Source organism: Pseudomonas sp. PS01303 (assembly GCF_029959385.1).
In the GTDB taxonomy this organism is placed as follows: Bacteria; Pseudomonadota; Gammaproteobacteria; order Pseudomonadales; family Pseudomonadaceae; genus Aquipseudomonas; species Aquipseudomonas rustica.
On the sequence record NZ_JASCPK010000098.1, the window covers coordinates 1 to 22,386 of the forward strand.

23 protein-coding genes are annotated in these 22,386 nt (G+C 59.6%); 10 read left to right on the top strand and 13 right to left on the bottom strand.

Annotation, left to right across the window (positions count from 1 at the left end; translation table 11 throughout):
- Positions 1-117: 117 nt before the first annotated feature.
- Both QMX93_RS21795 and QMX93_RS21800 read right to left on the bottom strand, forming a co-directional pair.
- Positions 118-2,325, bottom strand: coding sequence for a TonB-dependent siderophore receptor (locus QMX93_RS21795; RefSeq protein ID WP_282357925.1), 2,208 nt, complete (start codon positions 2,323-2,325; stop codon positions 118-120).
- Between the two features lie 280 nt (positions 2,326-2,605).
- On the bottom strand, positions 2,606-3,094 hold the full coding sequence (locus QMX93_RS21800) for a GFA family protein (RefSeq protein ID WP_282357926.1): 489 nt from the start codon (positions 3,092-3,094) through the stop codon (positions 2,606-2,608).
- A 253-nt stretch (positions 3,095-3,347) separates the two neighbouring features.
- On the opposite strand from QMX93_RS21800, the gene QMX93_RS21805 reads away from it, so the two are divergent.
- The 3 genes from QMX93_RS21805 (at position 3,348) to QMX93_RS21815 (ending at position 6,556) form a co-directional block, all read left to right on the top strand.
- Positions 3,348-4,232 (top strand): LysR substrate-binding domain-containing protein, encoded by an 885-nt coding sequence (locus QMX93_RS21805; RefSeq protein ID WP_159814128.1) that lies wholly within the window; start codon positions 3,348-3,350, stop codon positions 4,230-4,232.
- 99 nt (positions 4,233-4,331) lie between these two features.
- Positions 4,332-5,456, top strand: coding sequence for an agmatine deiminase (aguA, locus tag QMX93_RS21810; protein ID WP_282357928.1), 1,125 nt, complete (start codon positions 4,332-4,334; stop codon positions 5,454-5,456).
- A 2-nt stretch (positions 5,457-5,458) separates the two neighbouring features.
- Positions 5,459-6,556 (top strand): extracellular solute-binding protein, encoded by a 1,098-nt coding sequence (locus tag QMX93_RS21815; protein WP_282357929.1) that lies wholly within the window; start codon positions 5,459-5,461, stop codon positions 6,554-6,556.
- 121 nt (positions 6,557-6,677) lie between these two features.
- On the opposite strand, the gene QMX93_RS21820 is transcribed toward QMX93_RS21815, so the two are convergent.
- The 7 genes from QMX93_RS21820 to QMX93_RS21850 form a co-directional block, all read right to left on the bottom strand.
- Positions 6,678-7,040: a Na+/H+ antiporter subunit G gene (locus QMX93_RS21820; protein WP_282357931.1), complete on the bottom strand. Its 363-nt coding sequence runs from the start codon at positions 7,038-7,040 to the stop codon at positions 6,678-6,680.
- Positions 7,037-7,315: a K+/H+ antiporter subunit F gene (locus QMX93_RS21825; protein WP_003225959.1), complete on the bottom strand. Its 279-nt coding sequence runs from the start codon at positions 7,313-7,315 to the stop codon at positions 7,037-7,039. Before QMX93_RS21825 ends, QMX93_RS21820 begins: the two co-directional genes overlap by 4 nt.
- On the bottom strand, positions 7,312-7,800 hold the full coding sequence (locus QMX93_RS21830; RefSeq protein ID WP_053121323.1) for a Na+/H+ antiporter subunit E: 489 nt from the start codon (positions 7,798-7,800) through the stop codon (positions 7,312-7,314). The genes QMX93_RS21825 and QMX93_RS21830 overlap by 4 nt, the downstream gene beginning before the upstream one ends.
- On the bottom strand, positions 7,797-9,476 hold the full coding sequence (locus QMX93_RS21835) for a monovalent cation/H+ antiporter subunit D (RefSeq protein WP_053121321.1): 1,680 nt from the start codon (positions 9,474-9,476) through the stop codon (positions 7,797-7,799). The genes QMX93_RS21830 and QMX93_RS21835 overlap by 4 nt, the downstream gene beginning before the upstream one ends.
- A complete protein-coding gene (locus tag QMX93_RS21840; RefSeq protein WP_007910763.1) occupies positions 9,473-9,817 on the bottom strand; it encodes a Na+/H+ antiporter subunit C in 345 nt (114 codons plus the stop codon). The genes QMX93_RS21835 and QMX93_RS21840 overlap by 4 nt, the downstream gene beginning before the upstream one ends.
- Positions 9,817-12,735 (bottom strand): monovalent cation/H+ antiporter subunit A, encoded by a 2,919-nt coding sequence (locus tag QMX93_RS21845; RefSeq protein ID WP_282357933.1) that lies wholly within the window; start codon positions 12,733-12,735, stop codon positions 9,817-9,819. Before QMX93_RS21845 ends, QMX93_RS21840 begins: the two co-directional genes overlap by 1 nt.
- 222 nt (positions 12,736-12,957) lie before the next feature.
- Positions 12,958-13,899: a DMT family transporter gene (locus tag QMX93_RS21850; protein WP_349016461.1), complete on the bottom strand. Its 942-nt coding sequence runs from the start codon at positions 13,897-13,899 to the stop codon at positions 12,958-12,960.
- Between the two features lie 85 nt (positions 13,900-13,984).
- Between QMX93_RS21850 and QMX93_RS21855 the strand changes: the two genes are divergently transcribed.
- The 3 genes from QMX93_RS21855 to QMX93_RS21865 all read left to right on the top strand — a co-directional run bounded on the left by QMX93_RS21855 (position 13,985) and on the right by QMX93_RS21865 (position 16,668).
- Positions 13,985-14,548, top strand: coding sequence for an XRE family transcriptional regulator (locus tag QMX93_RS21855; RefSeq protein ID WP_159814118.1), 564 nt, complete (start codon positions 13,985-13,987; stop codon positions 14,546-14,548).
- A gap of 173 nt (positions 14,549-14,721) precedes the next feature.
- Positions 14,722-15,102: a hypothetical protein gene (locus QMX93_RS21860; RefSeq protein ID WP_282357935.1), complete on the top strand. Its 381-nt coding sequence runs from the start codon at positions 14,722-14,724 to the stop codon at positions 15,100-15,102.
- A gap of 138 nt (positions 15,103-15,240) precedes the next feature.
- Positions 15,241-16,668 (top strand): FAD/NAD(P)-binding protein, encoded by a 1,428-nt coding sequence (locus QMX93_RS21865; protein WP_282357936.1) that lies wholly within the window; start codon positions 15,241-15,243, stop codon positions 16,666-16,668.
- Positions 16,669-16,857: 189 nt separating this feature from the next.
- On the opposite strand, the gene ppnN is transcribed toward QMX93_RS21865, so the two are convergent.
- Positions 16,858-18,231: a nucleotide 5'-monophosphate nucleosidase PpnN gene (gene ppnN, locus QMX93_RS21870; RefSeq protein ID WP_053121310.1), complete on the bottom strand. Its 1,374-nt coding sequence runs from the start codon at positions 18,229-18,231 to the stop codon at positions 16,858-16,860.
- Between the two features lie 223 nt (positions 18,232-18,454).
- Between ppnN and QMX93_RS21875 the strand changes: the two genes are divergently transcribed.
- Positions 18,455-18,982 (top strand): DUF3087 family protein, encoded by a 528-nt coding sequence (locus QMX93_RS21875; RefSeq protein ID WP_282357937.1) that lies wholly within the window; start codon positions 18,455-18,457, stop codon positions 18,980-18,982.
- Here the strand turns inward: QMX93_RS21875 and QMX93_RS21880 are convergent.
- Together QMX93_RS21880 and QMX93_RS21885 are read right to left on the bottom strand one after the other, a co-directional pair.
- Positions 18,979-19,359, bottom strand: coding sequence for a DUF2784 domain-containing protein (locus tag QMX93_RS21880; RefSeq protein ID WP_282357938.1), 381 nt, complete (start codon positions 19,357-19,359; stop codon positions 18,979-18,981). The genes QMX93_RS21875 and QMX93_RS21880 overlap by 4 nt on opposite strands.
- Before the next feature lie 52 nt (positions 19,360-19,411).
- The gene (locus QMX93_RS21885) at positions 19,412-20,347 is read right to left on the bottom strand and encodes a sensor domain-containing diguanylate cyclase (RefSeq protein ID WP_159814148.1); all 936 of its coding nucleotides are present in this window, start codon (positions 20,345-20,347) and stop codon (positions 19,412-19,414) included.
- A gap of 194 nt (positions 20,348-20,541) precedes the next feature.
- On the opposite strand from QMX93_RS21885, the gene QMX93_RS21890 reads away from it, so the two are divergent.
- The 3 genes from QMX93_RS21890 (at position 20,542) to QMX93_RS21900 (ending at position 21,761) form a co-directional block, all read left to right on the top strand.
- Positions 20,542-21,240, top strand: coding sequence for an AzlC family ABC transporter permease (locus tag QMX93_RS21890; protein ID WP_282357939.1), 699 nt, complete (start codon positions 20,542-20,544; stop codon positions 21,238-21,240).
- Positions 21,240-21,551, top strand: coding sequence for an AzlD domain-containing protein (locus tag QMX93_RS21895; RefSeq protein ID WP_172680124.1), 312 nt, complete (start codon positions 21,240-21,242; stop codon positions 21,549-21,551). Before QMX93_RS21890 ends, QMX93_RS21895 begins: the two co-directional genes overlap by 1 nt.
- Positions 21,552-21,614: 63 nt before the next feature.
- Positions 21,615-21,761 carry a hypothetical protein gene (locus tag QMX93_RS21900; protein WP_282357940.1) on the top strand — a complete coding sequence of 49 codons (147 nt, stop codon included), beginning with the start codon at positions 21,615-21,617 and terminating at the stop codon, positions 21,759-21,761.
- Positions 21,762-21,803: 42 nt separating this feature from the next.
- Here QMX93_RS21900 and QMX93_RS21905 read toward each other — a convergent pair whose 3' ends face one another.
- Entirely contained in the window at positions 21,804-22,076 is a 273-nt protein-coding gene (locus QMX93_RS21905; RefSeq protein WP_053121300.1) for a hypothetical protein, read from the bottom strand.
- Positions 22,077-22,386 lie beyond the last annotated feature (310 nt).

Sequence of the window (22,386 nt, forward strand, 5' to 3'; positions counted from 1 at the left end):
GGCTCACTCCTACATGGGTTATCTGTCCTGTCCAAATATTGTAGGCACCACCAAACCCTGTAGGAGTGAGCCTGCTCGCGATGAGGCCAGCCCTGAAAAAACCAATCCAGCCTTGGATCAAAAATCCCACTTCGTCGTCAGCATCACATTGCGTGGCTCGCCGTAGAACGTGGTGTCGAAGTTGCCCAGCCCCGTCAGGTACTGTTTGTCGAACACGTTGTTGGCATTCACGGTGAAGCTCAGGTTTTCGTTGTACTGATAGCGCGTCATCAGGTCGACGAGGGTGTAGCCACCTTGCTTGATCCGCGTGTAATCGCCGGCCGGGGCGCTGTAGATGTTGCCGTAGAACGCGCTCTGCCAGCTCACGCCGCCGCCAACGGTGACCTTGTCCAGCACGCCGGGCAGTCGATAGGTGGTGAAAGTGCGCACCACATGTTCCGGTTTGGTGGTCGACAGTGGATAACCATAGATGCGCTGCTCATCGGCATCGCGGGTGCGCGCGTAGGTATAGCCAGCGGAGACGTTCCAGCCCTCGGCCAGTTCGCCGGCCAGTTCCAGTTCCACGCCTTGGGTGGTCGCGCCGTCGATGGATTTGTAGATGCCTTCGTTGGTCACCGGGTTGGTGCCAATCGATTCGGCGACGCCGTCCTGTTCGATGCGGAAAAACGCCAGCGCGGCATTCAATCGACCGTCGAAATACGCCGCTTTCAAGCCTGCCTCATAGCTGTCGCCTTCGACCGGGGCAAGGGTCGAACCGTTGATGTCCTTGTAGGTCTGCGGCTGGTAGATGCTGGTGTAACTGGCGTACAGCGAGTAGGTGTCGTTGAGGTCGTAGACCAGCCCGGCGTAAGGCGTGACCACGCCGTGTTCCTTGTAGCTGGCGTGGGTATCGTCCAGCCCGGCGCCGGGGATGTAGCCGTAATCTTCGTTGTATTTGAAGGTGCTCAAGCGGCTGCCGAGGATCACCGACAGATCATCAGTCGGGTGCAGGCGCGTGGCCAGGTACACACCGTTCTGGCTTTGGGTGCGCTCGTATTTACCGTTCTTCGGGAATTGCTGTTTCGGCAGTTCACCGTTCCAGTCGTAAATGCTCCCCGGTACTTGCGAGAAGGCGCTGGTGTCGTAGGTCGAACCGGTCTGGCGCGAGTGCGCGGTCATCACGCCGGCAATCAGCTCATGCTCGCGACCGCCCAAGGTGAACGGGCCGGAGACGTTGACGTCGGCGGTGTTCTGCACGCGATGACCTTCCCAGCGGCCCCAATACAAGAACATGCCTTCACCGGTGGCGCGATCCGGATTGCCACCGCTGGCCGAGGCGAGTTGCGTATCGTGATCGGTAGTTTTCTGGTCGAGGCTGACCTTGAATTTCCAGTCATTCGCCAGCGCCTGCTCCAGCGAGGCGAAGTAGGTGATGTTGTCGAAATCGCGGCGGCTCCAGTCAGCACCGGAGTTGAAATGACGCGGGAATTCGGTGCGGCCGCCATCGCTGAAGTACACCGGGTTGCCAGTCCAGGAACTGCCGCGCGGCGTGGTGCTGGATTTGTCGATGCCGAAGGTCAGCAGGGTGTCGTCGCTCAGGTCGGCTTCGAGGACGCCGTAGAACAGGTCTTTCTTCTGGCTGTAGTGATCGAGGTAGGAATTCTTGTCCGAATAGGCACCGACAAAACGCCCGCGCACGTTGCCCGAATCGGTCAGTGACCCGGAGATATCGCCGACGGTGCGATAGGCATCCCACGAACCGACGGTGCCGCTAATTGACGCTTTGAATTCCTTGGTCGGCTTCTTGCGGATCAGATTGACCGTGGCCGATGGATCGCCGTTACCGGTCATGAGGCCGGTCGCGCCTTTGATCACTTCGACGCGATCAATGCTCGCGGCGTCGTCACCGTTGTTCGGATTTTCGCCGTACACGCCGTCGTACGGAATGTTCACGCCGTCGTACTGGAAGTTAGTGATAGCGAAGCCGCGCGCGGAAAACTCAGTGCGGTCGCTGTCGTACTTTTGCGTGGAAATGCCGGGGGTGTTGCGCAGTGCGTCGCCGACGCTTTGCACGCCGCGATCGTCCATTTGCTGGCGGGTGATGACCGTGACCGATTGCGGTGTTTCGCGAATCGACAGCGGCAAGCCGGTGGCCGAGGACGTCGCGCCGGTGGTGTAGGAATGGGTGTCTTCGGTGACCGCACCGAGGCCTTGCGCGGAAATATTGGTGGCGCCCAGTTGCAGGGCTTCATCGGTTTTAGCGACAGTTTCAGCGGCGTGCGCGTGAAGGCTCAGCAGGGCCAGCGCCAACGGGCACAAGGCAAAACGAAAACGGACGTGCGACATGGAGATCCCTTTGCATCGAATCGATCGGTAGTTGAAGTGCTTCTGAGGGGTTAACCGAACGAGAACGGCAAAGGGGAACTGCGTACACCGAAAAACTTATGGGCACTGCGTTCCCTGTGGCGAGGGGATTTATCCCCGATGTGGTGCACAGCACCACCCAAACCTGCGCCCTCGGTACTTCTGAAGAACCGTGTACTCAGGTTTTACGACTGCTGCGCAGCCGGTCGGGGATAAATCCCCTCACCACAGGAAGATGTGGATGGATCAGGGATCGGTGGTTTCAGCAGGTCAGGTTGAGGCGTTCATGCCACTGCGCAATGGATTCTTCGGGGTAGACGTCGAACTGCTTGTCCTTGGCTTTGGCGTCGACTTCGACCCACGGCGCCTTCGAGCCGAGCATCAAGTGCGTGTGTTCCGGCGGTACCGGCAACGCGGTGTCGATGGCCGAGGCGAACGGGTGGATCAGCTCCGGCCATTCCGGGCTGAACAGCCACAAACCGCTGCCGCACACTGCGCAGAAATGCCGTTCCGCGGTGCTGCGGTGGGCGCGTTTTTCGCCTGGGTCTTTCATCTTTGCGTGGTAAATCGTGATGTTCTTGCGACCCTGCACCTTGAGCGTGGTCGCGTCGCCGCCAAGGTTGATCGCGTAACCGCCGCCGCCCTGGGTTTTGCGGCAGATCGAGCAGTAGCAGCGTTGATACGGATAGGGGTGGGCGCTGGTCAGGCTGAACGTGACCGCGCCGCAGTGGCAGGAGCCTTCGAGGTGCATGATGGGGGCCTCCGGTTGGCTGGGATGGTTCGGGTTAGCCTAGAAGAGTTGTGGTGAATGTGCCGCCGCCTTCGCGCGCAAGCCCGCTCCCACAATTTGAAATGCATGCCCCTGTAGGAGCTGCCGAAGGCTGCGATCTTTTGACTTTGGTTGGTCAAACAAGACCAAAAGATCGCAGCCTGCGGCAGCTCCTACTGGACTGGCGCAGTCCGGCCGGTCAGCATGTCCGCCTAAAAACAGGGATCAACAACCCATGCGACGACTCCCCTCACTGGCCGCCCTGCGAACCTTCGAATGCGCCGCTCGTCACGCGCACTTCGGCCGCGCCGCCGCCGAACTGTGCGTCACCGACAGCGCCGTCAGCCACCAGATCCGCCAGCTCGAAGAACAACTCGGCGTCTCTCTGTTCATCCGCGAAGGTCGGCAAATCCGCCCGACCATCGCTGCTGGCCGCCTGATGCAAAGCCTGCAGCAAGCCTTCGAACTGATCGGCGACGCCTGCGATGAGTTGCGCGATCCATCCTCGCTGGCCGTGCTGCGCCTGGCCGTGACCGCCGAACTTGCGCAAAAGTGGCTGATGAGCCGCCTCACCGATTTCTACGCGCGCTACCCGCACATCACGTTGCACCTCTACGAACAACCGATCGACGCCAGCGGCCCGGGCGAAGACATCGACCTGGCCATCACCTACGGCACCGGCCCGGTCGACAGCAGCGCTTACTTCGTTCGACCGTTGCCGGCGCTGCAATTCTTCCCGGTGTGCAGCCCCGGCCTGTTCAACCAAGGCACGCTGAAGACGCCCAAGGATCTGGCCCGCCACTGTTTGCTGCACGATGATCAGGACGGCAAGACCTGGACGGCGTGGCTCACCAGTCATGCCGGCGATCAGCGTCCGCAACGTCAGTTGTATTTCGCTCACGCGGGTCTGGCGCTGGAAGCCGCAGCGCAAGGGCAGGGCGTGGCGATGGGCGATAACCTCACCGCTCAGGAAGATCTGCAGAGCGGGCGGCTGGTGCGGCCATTTACCTCGAGCATGACTGCGCTCGGCCAATACGCGCTGGTCTGCGAACGGGTGCGCATGGAGCGTCCGGCGGTGGCGCAGATGCTTGAATGGTTCAACGATCAGCTCGCTGATTGATGAGTTGAATTCAACTGTTCCGCAATATTCATCGTTGGCGGGCCCTCCGCCAACGCCCGTACCGTGTGGTCATTCCCATCGCGAAGACGAGGTTTGACCATGGTACGTTTGCTCGACTCCACCCCTAAACACGACGGCTTCCGCCTGCCCGGCGAATTCGAAAGCAAGTCCGGCTGCTGGCTCGGCTGGCCGGAGCGCACTGACGTCTGGCGCAACGGCGCCAAGCCTGCGCAGAAAGTCTGGGTGCAGATCGTTACCGCCATCTCCCACAGCGAACCGGTCACCGTTTGCGCCTCGGCTGCACAATTCGCCACGGCCCGTCGCCAGTTGCCGCCGCAAGTGCGCGTGGTCGAGATGACCTGCAACGACACCTGGTTCCGCGACAGCGGCCCGTGCTTTGTGGTCAATGATCAGAGTGGCGAAGTGCGCGGCGTCGATTTCGAATTCAACGCTTACGGCGGGCTCGACGGCGGCCTCTACTACCCGTGGGACAAAGACGATCAGATCGCCAGCAAAATCCTCGAAATCGAGCGCTTCGACCGCTATCGCGCGCCACTGATTGCTGAACTCGGCGGCATCCAGAGCGACGGTCAGGGCAGCATCCTCACCACCGAACAATGCTTGCTCAACCGTAATCGCAATCAGCATCTGGGCAAAGACGAAGTCACCCGCCGACTTACCGATTACCTCGGCGCCGAACAAGTGATCTGGCTGCCCCGCGGCTGCAAGTTCGATGAAACCGACGGCCACGTCGACGATCTCGCCTGCTTCGTCCGCCCCGGTGAAGTGGTGCTGCAATGGACCGACAATCGCGACGATCCGCAGTGGGAAATCTATCAAGAGGCCTACGACATTCTGCGCAGCACCCGCGACAGCCGTGGCCGTGAACTGATCGTGCACAAACTGCCGCAACCGGACGTGCTCGAATGGACCGCCGAAGAAGCCGAAGGACTGGATCAGCAGGACAGCACCCACACCCGTCAGGCCGGCACGAAAATCTGCGCGTCGTACATCAACTATTACGCCGGCAACAGCTCGATCGTAGTGCCGCTGTTTGGTGATCGTCAGGACAAAGTCGCGATGGCGACGCTGGCCGAACTGTTCCCGCAGCACAAGATTGTCGGCATCGAAAACTCCCGGGAAATTCTGCTTGGCGGCGGCAACGTGGCGTGCATCACCATGCCGCAATACGCCGGCACCCCTGACCACAACAAGGGAGCGTGACCATGCGCCTGCACAAACTGACTCAAGCGTTATTGCTGGTGCTTGCACCCTTGTGTGTGCAGGCTGCCGACACCGCCAAACCGGTGGTTAACCTATACATCTGGGGCGAGTACCTGGCCCCGGACACCTTAAAGAATTTCGAGGCGAAAACCGGCATCCATGTGGTTGCCGATCATTTCGATTCGCTGGAAACCGTCGAAACCAAACTGCTCACCGGTCGCAGTGGCTACGACTTGGTGCTCACCGCTGGGCAGCATCTGTCGCGGGCCATCGAAAGCGGTGCGATCCAGCCGCTGGACAAGGCGCGGGTGCCGCACTTTGCCGGCGTCGGGGAAGAGTTCCGTCAGCACATGGCGGTGTTCGATCCGGGCAATCGTTACGCGGGGATTTACGCGTGGGGCACCACGGGCATGGGTTATCAGGAAGAGGCGGTCAAAAAGCGTTTGCCCGATGCGCCAAAGGACAGTTGGGCGATGCTGTTCGATCCGGCGGTGGTGTCGAAATTCGCCGACTGCGGGGTGAGCCTGCTCAATGATCCGAATGAAGTGTTTGCGGCAGTCATGAAATACATGGGCCTGGACATCAACCGGCAGAACCTAGATGACCTGAAACTCGCCGAGCAGCAACTGGCGAAGATTCGTCCGTATATTCGCTACTTCGACAATGACCTGAACATCAGCGATCTCGCCAACGGCAACACTTGCGTGGCGATGTCGTGGAACGGCAACGTGGCGATTGCCGCTGGGCAAGCGGAGGCGGCGAACAAGCCGTTCAAGCTTAGTTACCGGATTCCGAAAGAAGGCACCTTGATCTGGTTTGACGCGATGGTCATTCCCAAGGATGCACCGCATCCCGAAGCCGGGCTGGCGTTGATGGATTATCTGATGACACCTGAGGTGATGGCGCCAATTACTGACACCATCCATTACGCCAATGCGATCACAGCGGCGGATGGTTTGGTGGATGCATCGATTCGCAATGATCCGGGGACGTATCCCTCGGCTGAAGTGCGGGCTACGTTGTATAGCAAGAATGACAATGGCAAGGCGTTTAACCGGGCGTTGATTCGGGCGTTTAGCCGGTTGAAGTCAGGGCTCTGAGATTTGTGTTGGATGTCCCGACGCCTTCGCGAGCAAGCTCTGCTCCTACATCGGAATGCATGCCCCTGTAGGAGCAAAGCTTGCTCGCGAAGGCGCCAGCACAGGCAACCAAAATCCTGAATCAACTACCACCCTCAGTCCGCCGACTACTCACCTCAGCTGGCACATCATCCCCCGCCATACGCTTGCGAAACAACGCCGCCCGCGCCAGCAGCAACGTGGTCACCGGCACCGTGATCGCCAGCAAAATCGGAATCAACCACGCGTGCACCACCGGGCCCGATTTCAGCGCCGAGAAGCAAATGATCGACGCCAGCGCCACACACCATGCGCCCAACGTCGAAGCCAGTGCCGGCGGGTGCATGCGCTGAAAATAATCCTTCATCCGCAGCAATCCGGTCGCACCAATTAGCGCAAACACACCGCTGAGCACCAACAGGATCGCCACCGGAATCTCGACCCACAGAGACAATTCAGCATTCATTCGATCACCTCGCCACGCAGCAGGAATTTCGCCAGGGCAAACGAGCCGACGAACCCAAACAGCGCGATCAGCAGCGCCGCTTCGAAATACGTGTCACTGGAATAGCGAATGCCCAGCGTCAGCATCATCAGCATCGCGACGATGTACAGGTAATCCAGCGCCAGTACCCGATCCTGCGCCGAGGGGCCTTTGAACAGGCGAATCAGAGTCAGCACCATGGCCAGCGAAAACAGGAACAGCGTCAGCAAAATCGCGTTCGACAGTAATGGGCTCATTCGAAGATCTCCATCAACGGCCGCTCGTACGTGGTTTTGAAGTGCTCGATGAAGTGCGCCTCATCGTCCAGATCCCAAACGTGCAGCAACAAAATGCTGCGATCCAGCGCCAGTTCCGACCACACCGTGCCGGGCACCACGGTGCAGATTGCCGCGAGCGCAGCCAGACCGTTGGCGTCGCGCAGATCCAGCGGCACTTTGATAAACCCGGAGCGAGGTGGGCGGCGCCCGGCATTGAGTACGCCCCAGGCCACGATCAGGTTGGAAGCCACCACGTCGCGTCCTACCACCAATAGCAGGCGCAGAATTGTCAGCGGCCGACGAATGCGCACCTGCTTTGGGCGCAGTTTGCGCATCATCAACGGCGCGCAAAAACCGAGGATCGCACCGATCAGCAGATTGCCGGGGCTGACCGACAGGTTCAGCACCAACCACAGCAGCCACAGCGCCAGCGACAGCAACGGTGCAGGGAAAATGCGCTTCATGGCTGCACCTCCAGCATCGCCGCTTTGGCTTCCGGACTTGGTACGGCGCGGGTGCCCAGCACCGCCATCACGTACTGCTGCGGATTGTTCAGCGCATCGGCGGTGGCCTGGGTGAAACGCATCAGCGGCTCAGCCTTAAAGGTGAGGACGATGCTCAAACCCAGCAGCAGGAAAATCGGCGCGCATTCGAGTTTGCGCAGCAGCGGCGAAGGTCGTTCCTCAGGCGTCCAGAAACGCTGAATACCCAAGCGCGAGAACGCCATCAACGAGCCCAGCCCAGAAAGAATCAGCAATGCCAGCAATGCCCATGCGGCCATCGAAATCGGCTCCCCGGCACCCAGTCCCAATGGATTGAGCAGGGCGCTGATCAGGTTGAGTTTGCCGATGAATCCGGACAGCGGCGGCATGCCGATGATCAGCAGCGCGCAGGCGATGAAGCTCAAACCGAGAAACGCCATCGTCCACGGGATGACCTGGCCGACCACAGCTTTTTGCTCGTCGTCGAGGTTGATGCCTTTGGGCGGTTGCAAGGATTCTTGCGGGCGCGGCAGCATGTCGCTTTCGTCTTCCAGCGGGATTTCGTTGGCCGAGCGCGAACGTTCGATCAACTCTGCCAGCATGAACAGTGCGCTCAAGGCCAGCGTCGAGCTGACCAGATAGAACAGCGCCGCACCGATCAGGTTCGGCTGAGCGAATCCGACCGCTGACAGCAGAATCCCGGCCGACACCAGAATGCTCAGGCTGGCCATGCGCTCCAGACGTTGCGCCGCGACAATCGCCAGCGCGGCGCAGGCGATGGTCACCATGCCGCCGTAGATCAGCCATTCGCCGCCGAAGTACGCCGAAGCACCGGCCTGCCCGGAGAACAGCAGCGTCCACAGACGCAGCAGGGTATAAACGCCGACCTTGGTCATGATCGCGAACATCGCCGCGACCGGCGCACTGGCCGAGGAATAGGCCGGCACCAGCCAGAAGTTCAGCGGCCACATGCCGGCCTTGGCCAGAAACGCGACAGCGAGAATGCCCGCGCCCGCATGCAGCAAGCCACGGTCGGCTTCCGGCACCAGCGGAATTTTCAGCGCCAGATCCGCCATGTTCAGCGTGCCGGTGACGCCGTAAATCAGCGCCGCGCCAATCAGGAACAGCGACGAGGCCAACAGGTTGATAGAGATGTAATGCAGCCCCGACGACACCCGCGCCCGACCCGAGCCGTGCAGCAACAGGCCATAAGACGCGGCGAGCAAGACTTCGAAGAACACGAACAGGTTGAACAGATCCGCCGTGAGGAAGGCGCCGTACAGGCCCATCAATTGAATCTGGAACAGCGCGTGGAAGCTCGAACCGGCGCCGTCCCATCGCGCCATCGCGAAGAGCAGGGCGCTGACGCCGATAATCCCGGTCAGCACCAGCATCAGCGCCGACAGTCGATCGACCACCAGGACAATGCCGAACGGTGCCTGCCAGTTGCCCGGCAGGTACACGCCGATGGAGCCGGGCACGCCGGTGGTTTGCGTCCATTGCAGCAGCATCACCGAAATGAACAGACCGACGAGGCTGGAGAACAGGTTGATTTTCGCCTTCAGCGGCCGGTGCCGTTCGCCGAGCATCAACATGATGGCGGCGGTCAGCAGCGGCAGCAGAATCGGTGCGGCGATCAGGTGAGTCATCGCCATCATTCTTTAGGCTCCCGGCCATCAACGTGGTCGGTGCCGGTCAAGCCGCGCGAAGCGAGCAGAACGACGAGGAACAGCGCGGTCATGGCAAAGCTGATAACGATTGCGGTCAGCACCAGCGCCTGTGGCAGCGGGTCGGTGTAGTGCAGCAAGTCCTGAGTCACGCCGTCCTTGATCACCGGCTCCTTGCCGATAAACAGGCTGCCCATGCTGAAGATGAACAGGTTGACGCCGTAGGACAGCAGGCACAGGCCCATGACCACCTGAAACGTCCGTGGCCGCAGGATCAACCAGACGCCGGACGCGGCGAGGACGCCGATGGCGATTGCGATGACTTCTTCCATCAGACGGCTCCTTTGCTGGCGACGGATTTGGGCAACGATGCGGTCTTGTGACCCCGCACCGATTGGTGGGCGAGGGCGGTGAGGATCAACAGCGTTGAACCCACTACTACGCCGTATACGCCGACGTCGAAGAACAGCGCGCTGGCGATATGGATGTCACCCAGCACCGGCAAGCTGAAATGCCAGGTGTGCGTGGTCAGGAACGGATAGCCGACCAGCATCGCCCCCAAACCGGTGACGGTGGCGAACAGCAATCCGGTGCCCATCCAGCGCAACGGTCGCAGGCTCATTTGCGCCTCGACCCACTGCGTGCCGGCGACCATGTATTGCAGGATGAACGCCACCGACATCACCAGACCGGCGACAAAACCGCCGCCCGGCTGATTGTGCCCGCGCATGAACAGGTAGAACGACACCACCAGCGCAATCGGCAGCAGCAGGCGTACCAGCACCGCCGGCACCATCATGAAACCGAGCGCGGTGTCGCTGGCCGAACGCGGGTTGACCAGATCGGTGACCACGTCGGGTGCCAGCAGGCGTTGCTGAGCCGGCAACTGCATGCTTTCTTTCGGTGGACGGAAACGGCGCAGCAGGGCGAACACGGTCAGCGCCACGGCGACCAGCACGGTGATTTCACCGAGGGTGTCGAAACCACGGAAATCCACCAGCATCACGTTGACCACGTTGCTGCCGCCGCCCTCGGGCATGGCGCGGCTGAGGTAGAACGAGGAAATGTCGTTCGGCGTCTGCCGCGTCAGCATCGCGTAAGACAACAGCGCCATGCCGCCGCCGACGGCAATCGATAGCAACAAGTCGCGCAGACGACGAATGCGGGCCTTGCGCAGGGTGCTCGGCAACGGCGAAACCTCTTCGATCCGTCGTGGCAGCCAGCGCAGGCCGAGCAGGATCAGCACCGTGGTGACCACTTCAACAGCCAGTTGCGTCAGCGCCAGATCCGGCGCGGAGAACCAGACGAAGGTCACACAGGTCATCAGCCCGCAAACGCTGACCATGGTCAGTGCGGCGAGACGGTGATATTTGGCCTGCCAAGCGGCACCGAGGGCACAGGCGATCGCCAGCAGCCACAGGGTCACGAAGACGATCGAGCCGGGGATCTTCGGCCGGTCGCCCCAGCTCAGCGTGCTGTGCAGCATCGGGATCAGACCGGCGAGCACCGCGGCCAGCACCATCAGGAACAATTGCATTTGCAGACGCTTGGTGCCCAAACGTCGCTCGACGCGACGGGCCATGCGCATCATCACCACCAGGCTGCGTTCGAACAGGCGCTTGCCGTTGAAGCGTCCCACCAGTGGCGGGTACTTGAAGCGGCCAAGTTTGAACTGCTTGCGCAGGAGCAGGTACAGAACGATGCCGCCGGACATGGCGATCAGGCTCATGATCATCGGCGCATTCAGACCATGCCAGATCGCCAGGCTGTATTCCGGCAGCACACCACCGACCACGGGCAGCGCCGCAGCGGCAAGGAGCGGGCCGACGATTTGCGCCGGGAAAATCCCCACCAGCAGGCAAGTGAACACCAGCAACTCAACCGGCGCGCGCATCCAGCGCGGCGGTTCGTGCGGGGTGTGCGGCAGGTCGGTGGCCGGCGGGCCGAAGAACACATCAACGGTGAAGCGCAGTGAGTAAGCGACGCTGAACATGCCGGCGATGGTCGCGACAATCGGCAACGACATTTCTACCCAGGCCGTGGCGTTGATGAACACGGTTTCGGCGAAGAACATCTCTTTCGACAGGAAGCCGTTGAGCAACGGCACGCCCGCCATCGAGGCGCTGGCAACCATAGCCAGGGTCGCGGTGTAGGGAATCAGTTTGATCAGGCCGCTGAGTTTGCGGATGTCACGGGTGCCACTTTCGTGGTCGATGATGCCCGCGGCCATGAACAGCGAGGCCTTGAACGTGGCGTGGTTGAGAGTGTGGAACACCGCCGCGACGGCGGCCAGCGGACTGTTCAAGCCCAGCAGCAAGGTAATGAGACCGAGGTGGCTGATGGTCGAGTAGGCCAGCAAGCCCTTGAGATCGTTCTGGAACATCGCGCAATACGCGCCGAGCAGCAGCGTACAGGCACCGGCGCCGCTGACGATGTAGAACCATTCTTCGCTGCCGGACAGCGACGGCCACAGGCGCGCCAGCAGGAAGACCCCGGCCTTGACCATGGTCGCCGAGTGCAGATAAGCAGAAACCGGGGTCGGCGCCGCCATCGCGTGGGGCAGCCAGAAGTGGAACGGGAACTGCGCACTTTTGCTGAGTGCGCCGATAAGGATGAGGGGCAGGAGGATAGGGTAGAGGGCGTGTGCGCGAATCAGATCGCCGGCGGCCAGGACCTTGTCGAGGTCATAGCTGCCAACGACATGGCCGAGAATCATGACCCCCGCCAGCAGGCATAACCCGCCGGCACCGGTGACCATCAACGCCATGTAGGCGCCACGTCGGGCGTCGGCGCGGTGGTGCCAATAGCCGATCAGCAGGAACGAGAAGAGGCTGGTCAGCTCCCAGAAAAATACGATCTGGATCAGGTTGCCCGAGATCACCAGGCCAAGCATGGCGCCCATGAACGCCAGGAAAAACGCGAAGAAACGCGGCACCGGGTCATCCGGCGACATGTAATAACGGGCATATAAAGAAACAAGTGTGCCGATGCCGAGCACCAGCATCGAGAACAGCCAAGCGAAGCCGTCCATGCGCAGAACGAAGTTCAGACCGAGGCTGGGCAGCCACATGAATTCTTCGCGGATGACGCCGCCGTGGGCGATTTGCGGGTACAGCATCGCGACCTGGACGGTACCGATCAGAGAGACCAGACCTGCCAACAGGGATTCGGTGTTACGCGCGTTGTGTGGCAGCACCGCTGCCAGACAGCTGCCAATGAATGGCAGAAGCAGTAGAACTATCAGGGACATAGGCTTCTAATCTGCGGAAGTTTGTGAAGCATCATACGTGCCAGCTCCCCGATCACCAAACGCCAGGATGTCTCAGAATCCTACAAAGTAGTCTGAATATTTCGGTTTAGCATTGTTTCGAGGGAATCACAGGGGGTTAAAAGATCGCAGCCTTCGGCAGCTCCTACGGGGGATCATTTCAATGTAGGAGCTGCCGAAGGCTGCGATCTTTTGACCTTGCTCTCAGAGACCGTTTTCACGCTCCAATTCGCGATCATCCTCTTCAGCAGCGACTTTACCCTTGCTCTTCAACTCACTGACAATCACCGCCACGACAATCAATCCAGCCCCGACCAACGCAATCGCCGGCAACCGCTCGCCAGCAATCCGCCCGACAATCCCGGCCCACACCGGCTCACCGGCATAGATCAAGGTCGCCCGCGTCGGCGAAACGCTCTTCTGTGCCCAGTTCATCGCCACCTGAATTGCCGCACTCGCAGCGCCCAGACCCAACGCGGTCACCAGCAACGTCCAGGAAAAGTCCGGAATCAATTCGCCCGTGGGCACCACCAGCAGGAACGACAACACCGACGTCGTCGCCAGTTGCACCACCGTCACCCGGCGCACATCCACCTGCCCGGCGTAAGTGCTGATCAAAATAATCTCGGCGGCAATCGCGATGGCGCTGATCAGCGTGGCAATTTCACCCGGACTGAAATTCAGCGAAGCCCCCGCCGGCCCCGACAACAACATCAAACCAGTAAACGCCAGCATGATGCCAATGCTCGGCATCAACCCCGGCCGCCGTCCCAGCACCAGCCATTGCAGTAACGGCACGAATGGCACATAGAGCGCGGTGATGAACGCCGACTGGCTGCTCGGGATCGTTTGCAAGCCAACCGTTTGCAGGCCGTAACCGAGCATGATCGCCACACCAATAAAGGCGCCGGCCTTGAGTTCAAACAGGGTCAAGTCGCGCAGATGCCGCCACGAGAACAACGCAACGATGCACGCCGCTGCGGCAAATCGCAGGCCGACGAAGAACATCGGGCCGCTGACCGTCATTGCGTGCTGCACGAGCAAAAAGGTGCCGCCCCAGATCATGGTAATCAGTACCAGCACGCACTCGGCTTTGCTGAATCTGGAGAAACGGAGGGAAGTGGGGGAGCTGTTCAACGACGTCATAACCTTGCGCACTATAAAAGGCAGGACGCACAATGCGCCCAACGTTGCGCAGTATACTGCCCAACCTCACCGAGTGAGCAATATAGTGCCCAAAGATTCCGCCCCAAGAACGTCCGTCCTTCAACACGTCAGCCAGAACGTGAGACGTCTGCGTCACGCTGCCGACATGAGCCAGACGGCGCTGGCCGAGAAATCCGGAGTCAGTCGACGGATGCTGGTAGCGATCGAGGCCGGGGAAAAGAACGTCAGCCTGACCACCCTCGACCGCGTCGCCGCCGCGCTGGAAGTGGCGTTCAGCGATCTGATTCAAGCGCCGGATGCTCGCGATCCGAGCCGCATCAACGAACTGGCGTGGGCCGGAACGCTGCCGGGCAGTAAAGCCGTGCTGCTGTCGAAAGCCACCGCCACCCGTGAAGTCGAGCAGTGGGAATGGTGCCTGGCGCCGGGCGAGGTGTATCCGTCGCAACCGGATGCCGAAGGCTGGAGTGAGCAGATTTATGTGTTCGAAGGGTGCCTGACGCTGATGCTCGGCGACGTACCGCAGCATATTGGTACCGGGGAGTTTTTTATGTTTGCGAGTAATCAGCCGCATACCTATCGCAATGACGGGGATGTGCCGGCGCGGTTTGTGCGCAATGTGGTGATTTGACGGCGGGTACCGTTAGTCTGGAAATGCTCCTTACCTGTTAGTTCTGACAGTAGACGTGTTCCAGCCCCCGATTTAGGTTGCAGCTTGTAGGGAAAGTGCTGAACACGTCGAAGCCACGCGGGACTGATCTCGCAGGCGTTCGACATACGAGACACCAGAACAGGGGCGACACCATGTCAACTGAAGGTAAAACGACCTTTCAATCGTTTAACAAAAATCTGCTTGCACCTTCCATTGTGGACGCTGAAAAAGAATGTGTTAGATACGATTTCCTGAAGCTTTCTACGCTTGAAATTGCTCCTTCAAAGGGTATTCAGGTAGGCGACTACGTATCCCTCTCGATGGATGTCGAAGGAGTTGGCGGATTTGGGACATACATTCCAGAAGTCACGAGAGAGCAAGTGGAGAATGGCATCAGTATCGAGCTTTCCAAGTCGAGTCTGATTCCTCGACCTGGCGCTCTAGTGACTGCTCATTACACTGTAAAAAAACCGGATAAGTCCGAAGCGCGTTCTGCGACCTGTCGGTATACAGTGGGAGATTGGCCGGTCTGAGTCTCTTGGAGATGCTCGCTTTCTGAATGCCTGATTTCCCATTAACCTGCTTGCCCGGCGAGATGCTTTTCGCACCGGCTCGACGCTTCTTTGGCTTTGTCAGGAAGTGTGGCGTCGCTTTTAATCGGGCAGGCAGATATGGCAGAAAACGTAAGCGGGCAGACGACTGTAAACTCCGCGCATGCAGACATCCTGATCATCGGCGGTGGCCTCAGCGGTACGATGCTGGCTGTGCAACTACTGCGGCAACCGGGCCAGCGAAAAATCCTGATCATCGAACCCCGCGCCGAACTCGGTCGGGGTGAGGCCTACAGCGCGGTCGAATTGGGCCACACGCTCAACGGCAACGCTGCACGAATGAGCGTTGATCCAGACAACCCTGACGACCTCACACAATGGCTGACCGAGCACATCGCGGCGGGCGGTTGGCCTGAGTCTGCCGAGCAGCATGTGCCAACCAGCGAGCTGTTCCCGCCGCGCGGATTATTCGGCGTCTACGTGCAGCAACGTCTGGCCGAAGCCCGGGCGGTCGGCGCTCGATATGGTTCGATCGTCGAGCATGCACGCTCAGAAGCTGTTGATCTGCAGGTGCGCGAAGATTGCGTGCAGATCACTTTGAGCGATGGACAGAACCTGCAAGGTTCATTCGCAGTCATCGCCACCGGCATGTTTCCCGCCGCGCGCACGCCGCAGACCGAATCCAGTGGCCTCAACGCCGCTGCGCTGGATCCGTGGGACGTCGCGGCCATGCGCCAACTCGATCCGCAATCCACCGTGCTGATCATTGGCTCCGGCCTGACCATGGTCGATGCGGTGGTTTCGCTGGAGCAGGCCGGGCATCGCGGGCCGATCGAAGTGTTTTCTCGCCATGGCTTGCTGCCGCACGTACGCCGGCAACCGCCACCGTGGGTGGATTTTATCGCCGAGGATCACAGCATTCGAACACCACGGCAGTTGCTGCGCGAGTTGCGCCGCCATTGTCGTGAGGCGGTCGCGCAAGGCATCGACTGGCAGGCTCCCCTCGATACGGTTCGGGCACATATCGGACGGTTGTGGAGTCAGGCGACTGACGTGCAGCGGCGACAATTCGTACGGCATGTGCGGCCATGGTGGGAAAGCCATCATCATCGTTCGCCGCCCTTGAGTGCTGAATTGCTGGCGCGGTTGCACGGTGAAGGGCGGCTGCGTATTCGGGCTGCATCGTTTAAAGGGCTAGAGCCGACAACGGAGGGTGGCGTGAATATTCGCATCCGACGTCGTGGCGAGGCTGAAACCTCTGTGGTTCACGGTGCAGCGTTGATCAACTCCAGTGGCATCGAGTACGACTGGCGGCGCGTGGCGCGTCCGTTGCCAAAGCAATTGCTCGCGCGTGGATTGGTGCAACCAGGGCCGTTGGCGTTGGGGATTGCGGCGGCGGTGGACGGTGCGGTTGTCGATGCCGAAGGTCGCGTGGGCAGTCGACTGTTTGCGATGGGCCCGCCGTTGCGAGGGATGTGGTGGGAGAGTACGGCGGTGACGGATGTGGCGTTGCAGGCGAAGGCGTTGGCGGGGCAGTTGGTGGGCTGAGATGGAGTAATAGTGTTTTCACCGGCCTCTTCGCGAGCAAGCTTTGCTCCTACGGTCGGAGTGCATTTCAAAATGTAGGAGCCGAGCTTGCTCGCGAAGGCGTCATTCGATTCAACATCGCTGTTGATCGGAAGACCGTCATCGCTGGCAAGCCAGCTCCCACAGGTTTTGTGGGTAGCTTGAGGAGGGTTATGCCACCACGCGGTAACACGGCACATACGCCGCGCCGCCCGGCAGTTTCATCCGGTGCTGGGCGACGAAGGCTTTGAGCAGCGCGTCGAGCGGTTGCATGATCGCCGCGTCACCACGGATCTGATATGGCCCGTGTTCTTCGATCAAACGAATGCCCTTGTCCTTGACGTTCCCCGCCACAATCCCCGAAAACGCCCGACGCAGGTTCGCCGCCAGTTCATGCGGTGGCTGGTCGCGGTGCAGTTTCAGATTCGCCATGTTTTCGTGGGTCGGATCGAACGGACGCTGGAAGCCCTCGTCGATCTTCAGCAGCCAGTTGAAGTGGAACGCGTCGTTGCGCTCGCGACGGAACTGCTTCACTGCTTTCAGGCCCTGAGTCATCTGCCGCGCCACTTCAGCCGGGTCGTCGATGATGATTTCGTAGTGCTGCTTGGCCGCTTCGCCGAGGGTTGCGATAACGAACGCGTCGAGCTGCTCCAGATACGGTGCGGCGTGTTTCGGCCCGGTGAGGATCACCGGGAACGGCAAGCCTTGGTTGTCCGGGTGCATCAGAATGCCGAGCAGGTAGAGGAATTCTTCCGCCGTACCAGCGCCGCCCGGGAAGATGATGATGCCGTGGCCAACACGGACGAATGCTTCCAGACGTTTTTCGATGTCCGGCAGGATCACCAGTTCGTTAACGATCGGATTTGGCGCTTCGGCAGCGATGATGCCGGGCTCGGTCAAGCCGAGGTAGCGGCCACCATGAATACGCTGTTTGGCGTGGGCGATGGTTGCGCCTTTCATCGGGCCTTTCATCACGCCAGGGCCGCAACCGGTGCAGATATCGAGGCTGCGCAGGCCCAGTTCGTGGCCGACTTTCTTGGTGTATTTGTATTCTTCGGTGTTGATCGAGTGGCCGCCCCAGCACACGACGATTTTCGGTTCGACGCCCGGGCGCAGGGTGCGCGCGTTGCGCAGCAAGTGGAAGACGTAGTCGCTGATACCTTGCGAGGTGGTCAGGTCGATGCGCTGGCTGTCGAGTTCGTTTTCGGTGTAGACAATGTCGCGCAGGGCGCTGAACAGCATTTCACGGGTGCTGGCGATCATCTCGCCGTCGACGAAGGCGTCGGCCGGAGCGTTCAGCAGCTCCAGGCGCACACCGCGATCCTGTTGGTGAATGCGGATTTCGAAGTCCTTGTAGGCTTCGAGGATGGTCTTGGCGTTATCAACATGGGCGCCGGTGTTGAGGATGGCCAGGGCGCACTGGCGGAAGAGGGTATAGGTGCTGCCGGATCCGGCTTCGCTCAGTTGCTGAACTTCACGTTGAGAAAGGGTTTCCAGGCTGCCTTTCGGGCTGACCGAGGCATTGATTACGTGTCGTTGGGTCATGCAATGATCCTTAAAACGATGTCATCTCAAGACTAGGCGATGGCATCCGAATAGTGTGTATCCATGAATGAAGATGGCACGATCTGCGCTGTACCGCCATGTCCCCGTTGGACGCTGAAAAGATGAAAAGGAGCCCCAGCATAGCTAAATCCCTCGTGGAGGCGATAATGCGCCGGCGAGTTTTTTTGTTTGCCCCTTTTGTCGCTCAAGGAAGTCATTTGTGATGTTCGAGATTCAGCCGATGGACGCCGCTACCTTTCGCCAGCAGACCCGGCGCAGCACGATCATCATTGCCGTGCTGTTCCTGGTGCTGGCGATGTTGTTTTCCAGCGTGGCAGTCGCGCTGTTCGGTGAGCCCGGCGGCGATAACCTGCGGTTTAACGTCGGCGGGGTGTTTCTGGCATTTCTGCTGACGGCGGCCCTGCTGCGCGGGCGCTTCTGGAATCAGAGCTGGATGGCCCCAGCGGTGTATAGCTGGCGGCTCAAGCGCAGCCTGATGAGCATCACCAATGTGATGCATCAAGTGACAGCGGCGGTGGAGAAGAACGATCCGACGGCGATGAAAGTGTTGCGCTTCTATCATCTGGGGCTGACGCAGATGCATGAATTGGACGGCAACTCCAGCGATCATGGGCAACTGTGGCGGGAAGTCGAAACGCATAAAGAGCGGATGCAGACGCTGGGAATCGATACCGAGCAGACGCGTCTGGATCCGGCCTGGCTGGAAAACCTGAGGCAAGCGTCGCGTTAAAGCGCGTGCTTGCTGCGCAGTTTCCATGCGCGGAACAGGCGACCGTAGACCAGCAGATTGACCGCCAGCACCACGCTGCCCAGCGCCAGTTGAATCTGTGGAGTGAGCCCGGCCGGGTAGATGATCGGCCAGACGTAATGCTCGATAAAACCGCCGGCGTATTCGGTCTGCCCGGCGGCGTGGCGCATCAGGTTTTCCCAGTAGGTCAGCGGGCAGGTCAGGTGCAATACCTCGACCGCCACGCCCCAGGCTGCCGCTGGCAGATGCAGCCACATCAGACGTGGCCACTTGAGCACCAGCAATCCGCCAAACAGCACGAACAAAATAAAGCACAAATGAAACAGCACCAGCCCGTCGGCTGCGATTCGGTACAGCATGTCGTCTCCCTGACGTGATTGCGAATGGCGCTATCTTACGCCGCTCGGGTGCTTACACGTCAGTGCGAAAATCAGCGAACTCGGCGCGCATCCGCCCGTTGTGCTTGGCCTGATACAGCAACTTGTCGACCTGTTCGACGAAGTGCAGCGGATCACTACCGACGGCGACTTGCGTGGTGCCAACCCCGAGACTCAACGTGACCAGCGGCGACACCGCCGAATGCTCATGAGCGATCTGTTGCTGGCGGATCAGGTGCAGGCATTTGTGCGCCACCAGTCGTGCCGACTCCGCATCGGTTTCCGGCAGCAACCAGACAAACTCTTCGCCGCCAATCCGCGCAATAAAGTCCCGTGGCCGATTGGCCGCCAGCGATAACGTCTTCGCGACCTGACGCAGGCATTCGTCGCCCTTGATGTGGCCGTAATGGTCGTTGTACTGCTTGAAATAATCGATATCGAGGATCAGCAACGACAGCGGCAAGCCACTGCGTTGCGCGGTGGCCCATTCGCGTTCCAGCACGGTATCGAACATGCGCCGATTGGCGATCCCGGTGAGACCGTCCTGAAACGAATATTCCTCCAGTTGCTTCTGCAGGCGTATCAGGTGCTCTTCGGTTTTCTTGCGCTCGCTGATGTCGAACATGAACCCCACCAGCGCCTCAACTTCACCGTCCTTGCGCACCACGTGCACGACATCGCGGATCCACACGTATTCGCCGGTGCTGGTCAACGCACGGTAATCGGCTTCGTGATCGACGCCGGCGCGTGACTGCGAGACGCAGAATTCCACCACGTAATCGCGATCGTCCGGGTGCATGCGTTCGACCCAGTCGTTGACCCCGACCCAACTGTTTTGCTGCCAGCCGAGCAGGGTTTCGATCTGCGGGCCGATGTAGCTGAAGGTCATGGTTGCCCAGTCGATTCGCCACGGGATGGCTTTGGTCGATTCCAGCAGGGTCTTGTACACGTCGCTGTCGATGGCGGTCATGGCGGGCACGGTCTCGGAAAAGTCTTCAACGGAAAAATCCAGCGCCAGCATGTTGCTAGCATGGAGGCGTTGCAAGCAGTTGGCCGATGAACGGCTGACTCGGGCCGATTTCCCACAAGTGCGCAAGATTGTTCAAGCCAAAAAGCAGCGTTTGCTGGCACAGTCTTCGGCCGTTTCTCTGGTTGAAGGGCGTTATGTCTGACTCACTTTTACCGCGCAGTGCGTTTCTTCGCGGCGCTTTGGCGATCATGCCGTTATCACTGGCAACGGCGCCTTGGGGGCTGCTGGCCGGCTCCATGGCGATCGAAGCCAATCTCACGCCGCTGCAAGGGCAGGGCTTGTCGAGCATTGTGTTTGCCGGTGCCGCGCAACTGGTGGCGATTGGCATGCTCAAGGGCGGCGCGGGGATTTTCTCGATTCTGCTGACCACGGTTTTGCTGACCTCACAGCATTTGCTTTACGGCATGAGCATGCGTTCGGTGATTTCGCCGTTACCGGGACGCTGGCGGATCGGCCTGGGTTTTTTGCTCACCGATGAGCTGTTTGCCTTGACCAGTCAACACGATCGCCAGCAGTTCAATCGCTGGTATGCGTTGGGCGTCGGCCTGACGTTCTATATCGCCTGGAATCTGTTCACGCTGGCCGGCATCGTCCTCGGCAGCAGCATTCCGGGGCTTGAACATTTGGGCCTGGACTTCTCGATTGCCGCCACTTTCATCGCCCTGATCACACCGGTGGTGCGTAACGTACCGACGGTGGTGTGCGTGGCAGTGTCGCTGTTTTGTTCGGTGCTGTTCAGTTATTGGCAGTGGGGCTCGGCGCTGGTGTTGTCGGGGCTGGCGGGAATGACCGCAGGATTTATTTGCAACAAGCTGTATCGGGAGCGCACATGATGGTTTGGGCAGTGATTTTCGGCATGGGGATTCTGGTGTTCCTCAACCGTTACGTGTTTCTCGAGCCGCGTTTGCCGGTGCGCCTGAGTAGCAACGCGCGGCAGTTTCTCGGTTTTGCCGTACCGGGAATGCTCACCGCGATCTGCGGGCCAATCGTATTCATGCCGGACAAACAATTGAATCTGCAGTGGGACAATCCTTACCTGCTTAGTTCATTGGTGGCTATTGGCCTTGTTCTAGCCACACGCAACACGTTGCTCAGCATGTTGTTAAGCATGGCGTTCTTCTTTTTGTTGCGTTGGTGGTTGTAAGTTGCCTGAGCGAATCTGTTCTACGCTGTAAGGATGACCGTTTACTTGTGACAGGAGGTGGGCATGGCGACTGAGCAAGAACATCCGCAACAGGATGAAGATGACACAAACGAACCGACCGAAGAAGAGATCGAACGCGAGAAGCACAAGGAACAAACGTGGAAACGCGATGAAGGCAGGGACTTGTCGGATCCTGACCGCAAATTTTGATCCAAAAAAAAGCCCCTTGATTCAAGGGGCTTTTTCGTGGTTTTACAGATCTTCCAACTGCGTGAAATCGGGGTGTGAGGCCCGATAGCCCAAGGTTCGGTCGATCCAGGCATTGAGCTCGTTGACCATCACCGGCGGGTGGCCGGGATACCCTTCGAGGGTGGTGCGCAGGATGCGATCAATATTCGGGACATCACGCAGGTTTCGGGTCTTGATGTAGTGGCCGATAAAACAGTCGAGTTCAAAGCGTTCTGTCATCGACAGATAGACACACTCCAGGCCACCGACCTGTTTGATTGCAAAATCGTCGCGCAACTTATTTCTCTGCAAGGCTTGTAAATGTTTTAGTGGATTCCTGATTTATTGACTCTTTGGTCAATTGGTATACCAATCGGAAGGCGGCGCGCATGCTAGCTTTAGCGCTGGAAAATGTATGTATGACGATCGAAATGTCAGACAAGCGGTTAGTTCGCTCAAACGACTGTTTTACAGAGCCTGTCTCAAGCGTGAAACAGCCTTTGTAAAGATATGGAATCACCTGTAGGAGCTGCCGAAGGCTGCGATCTTTTGATGTTGATTGTAAAAAACAAGATCAAAAGATCGCAGCCTTCGGCAGCTCCTACAT

Excerpts from the sequence above, each read along its gene's own strand:
- aguA (WP_282357928.1), top strand. The coding sequence starts at position 4,332 with ATGGTACGTTTGCTCGACTCCACCCCTAAACACGACGGCTTCCGCCTG.
- QMX93_RS21845 (WP_282357933.1), bottom strand. The coding sequence starts at position 12,735 with ATGTCCCTGATAGTTCTACTGCTTCTGCCATTCATTGGCAGCTGTCTG.
- QMX93_RS21840 (WP_007910763.1), bottom strand. The coding sequence starts at position 9,817 with ATGGAAGAAGTCATCGCAATCGCCATCGGCGTCCTCGCCGCGTCCGGC.
- QMX93_RS21860 (WP_282357935.1), top strand. The coding sequence starts at position 14,722 with ATGTCAACTGAAGGTAAAACGACCTTTCAATCGTTTAACAAAAATCTG.
- QMX93_RS21890 (WP_282357939.1), top strand. The coding sequence starts at position 20,542 with ATGTCTGACTCACTTTTACCGCGCAGTGCGTTTCTTCGCGGCGCTTTG.
- QMX93_RS21830 (WP_053121323.1), bottom strand. The coding sequence starts at position 7,800 with ATGAAGCGCATTTTCCCTGCACCGTTGCTGTCGCTGGCGCTGTGGCTG.
- QMX93_RS21795 (WP_282357925.1), bottom strand. The coding sequence starts at position 2,325 with ATGTCGCACGTCCGTTTTCGTTTTGCCTTGTGCCCGTTGGCGCTGGCC.
- QMX93_RS21850 (WP_349016461.1), bottom strand. The coding sequence starts at position 13,899 with ATGACGTCGTTGAACAGCTCCCCCACTTCCCTCCGTTTCTCCAGATTC.
- QMX93_RS21875 (WP_282357937.1), top strand. The coding sequence starts at position 18,455 with ATGTTCGAGATTCAGCCGATGGACGCCGCTACCTTTCGCCAGCAGACC.
- QMX93_RS21835 (WP_053121321.1), bottom strand. The coding sequence starts at position 9,476 with ATGATGGCGATGACTCACCTGATCGCCGCACCGATTCTGCTGCCGCTG.
- ppnN (WP_053121310.1), bottom strand. The coding sequence starts at position 18,231 with ATGACCCAACGACACGTAATCAATGCCTCGGTCAGCCCGAAAGGCAGC.
- QMX93_RS21800 (WP_282357926.1), bottom strand. The coding sequence starts at position 3,094 with ATGCACCTCGAAGGCTCCTGCCACTGCGGCGCGGTCACGTTCAGCCTG.
- QMX93_RS21885 (WP_159814148.1), bottom strand. The coding sequence starts at position 20,347 with ATGACCGCCATCGACAGCGACGTGTACAAGACCCTGCTGGAATCGACC.
- QMX93_RS21805 (WP_159814128.1), top strand. The coding sequence starts at position 3,348 with ATGCGACGACTCCCCTCACTGGCCGCCCTGCGAACCTTCGAATGCGCC.
- QMX93_RS21880 (WP_282357938.1), bottom strand. The coding sequence starts at position 19,359 with ATGCTGTACCGAATCGCAGCCGACGGGCTGGTGCTGTTTCATTTGTGC.
- QMX93_RS21895 (WP_172680124.1), top strand. The coding sequence starts at position 21,240 with ATGGTTTGGGCAGTGATTTTCGGCATGGGGATTCTGGTGTTCCTCAAC.
- QMX93_RS21900 (WP_282357940.1), top strand. The coding sequence starts at position 21,615 with ATGGCGACTGAGCAAGAACATCCGCAACAGGATGAAGATGACACAAAC.
- QMX93_RS21865 (WP_282357936.1), top strand. The coding sequence starts at position 15,241 with ATGGCAGAAAACGTAAGCGGGCAGACGACTGTAAACTCCGCGCATGCA.
- QMX93_RS21820 (WP_282357931.1), bottom strand. The coding sequence starts at position 7,040 with ATGAATGCTGAATTGTCTCTGTGGGTCGAGATTCCGGTGGCGATCCTG.
- QMX93_RS21825 (WP_003225959.1), bottom strand. The coding sequence starts at position 7,315 with ATGAGCCCATTACTGTCGAACGCGATTTTGCTGACGCTGTTCCTGTTT.
- QMX93_RS21815 (WP_282357929.1), top strand. The coding sequence starts at position 5,459 with ATGCGCCTGCACAAACTGACTCAAGCGTTATTGCTGGTGCTTGCACCC.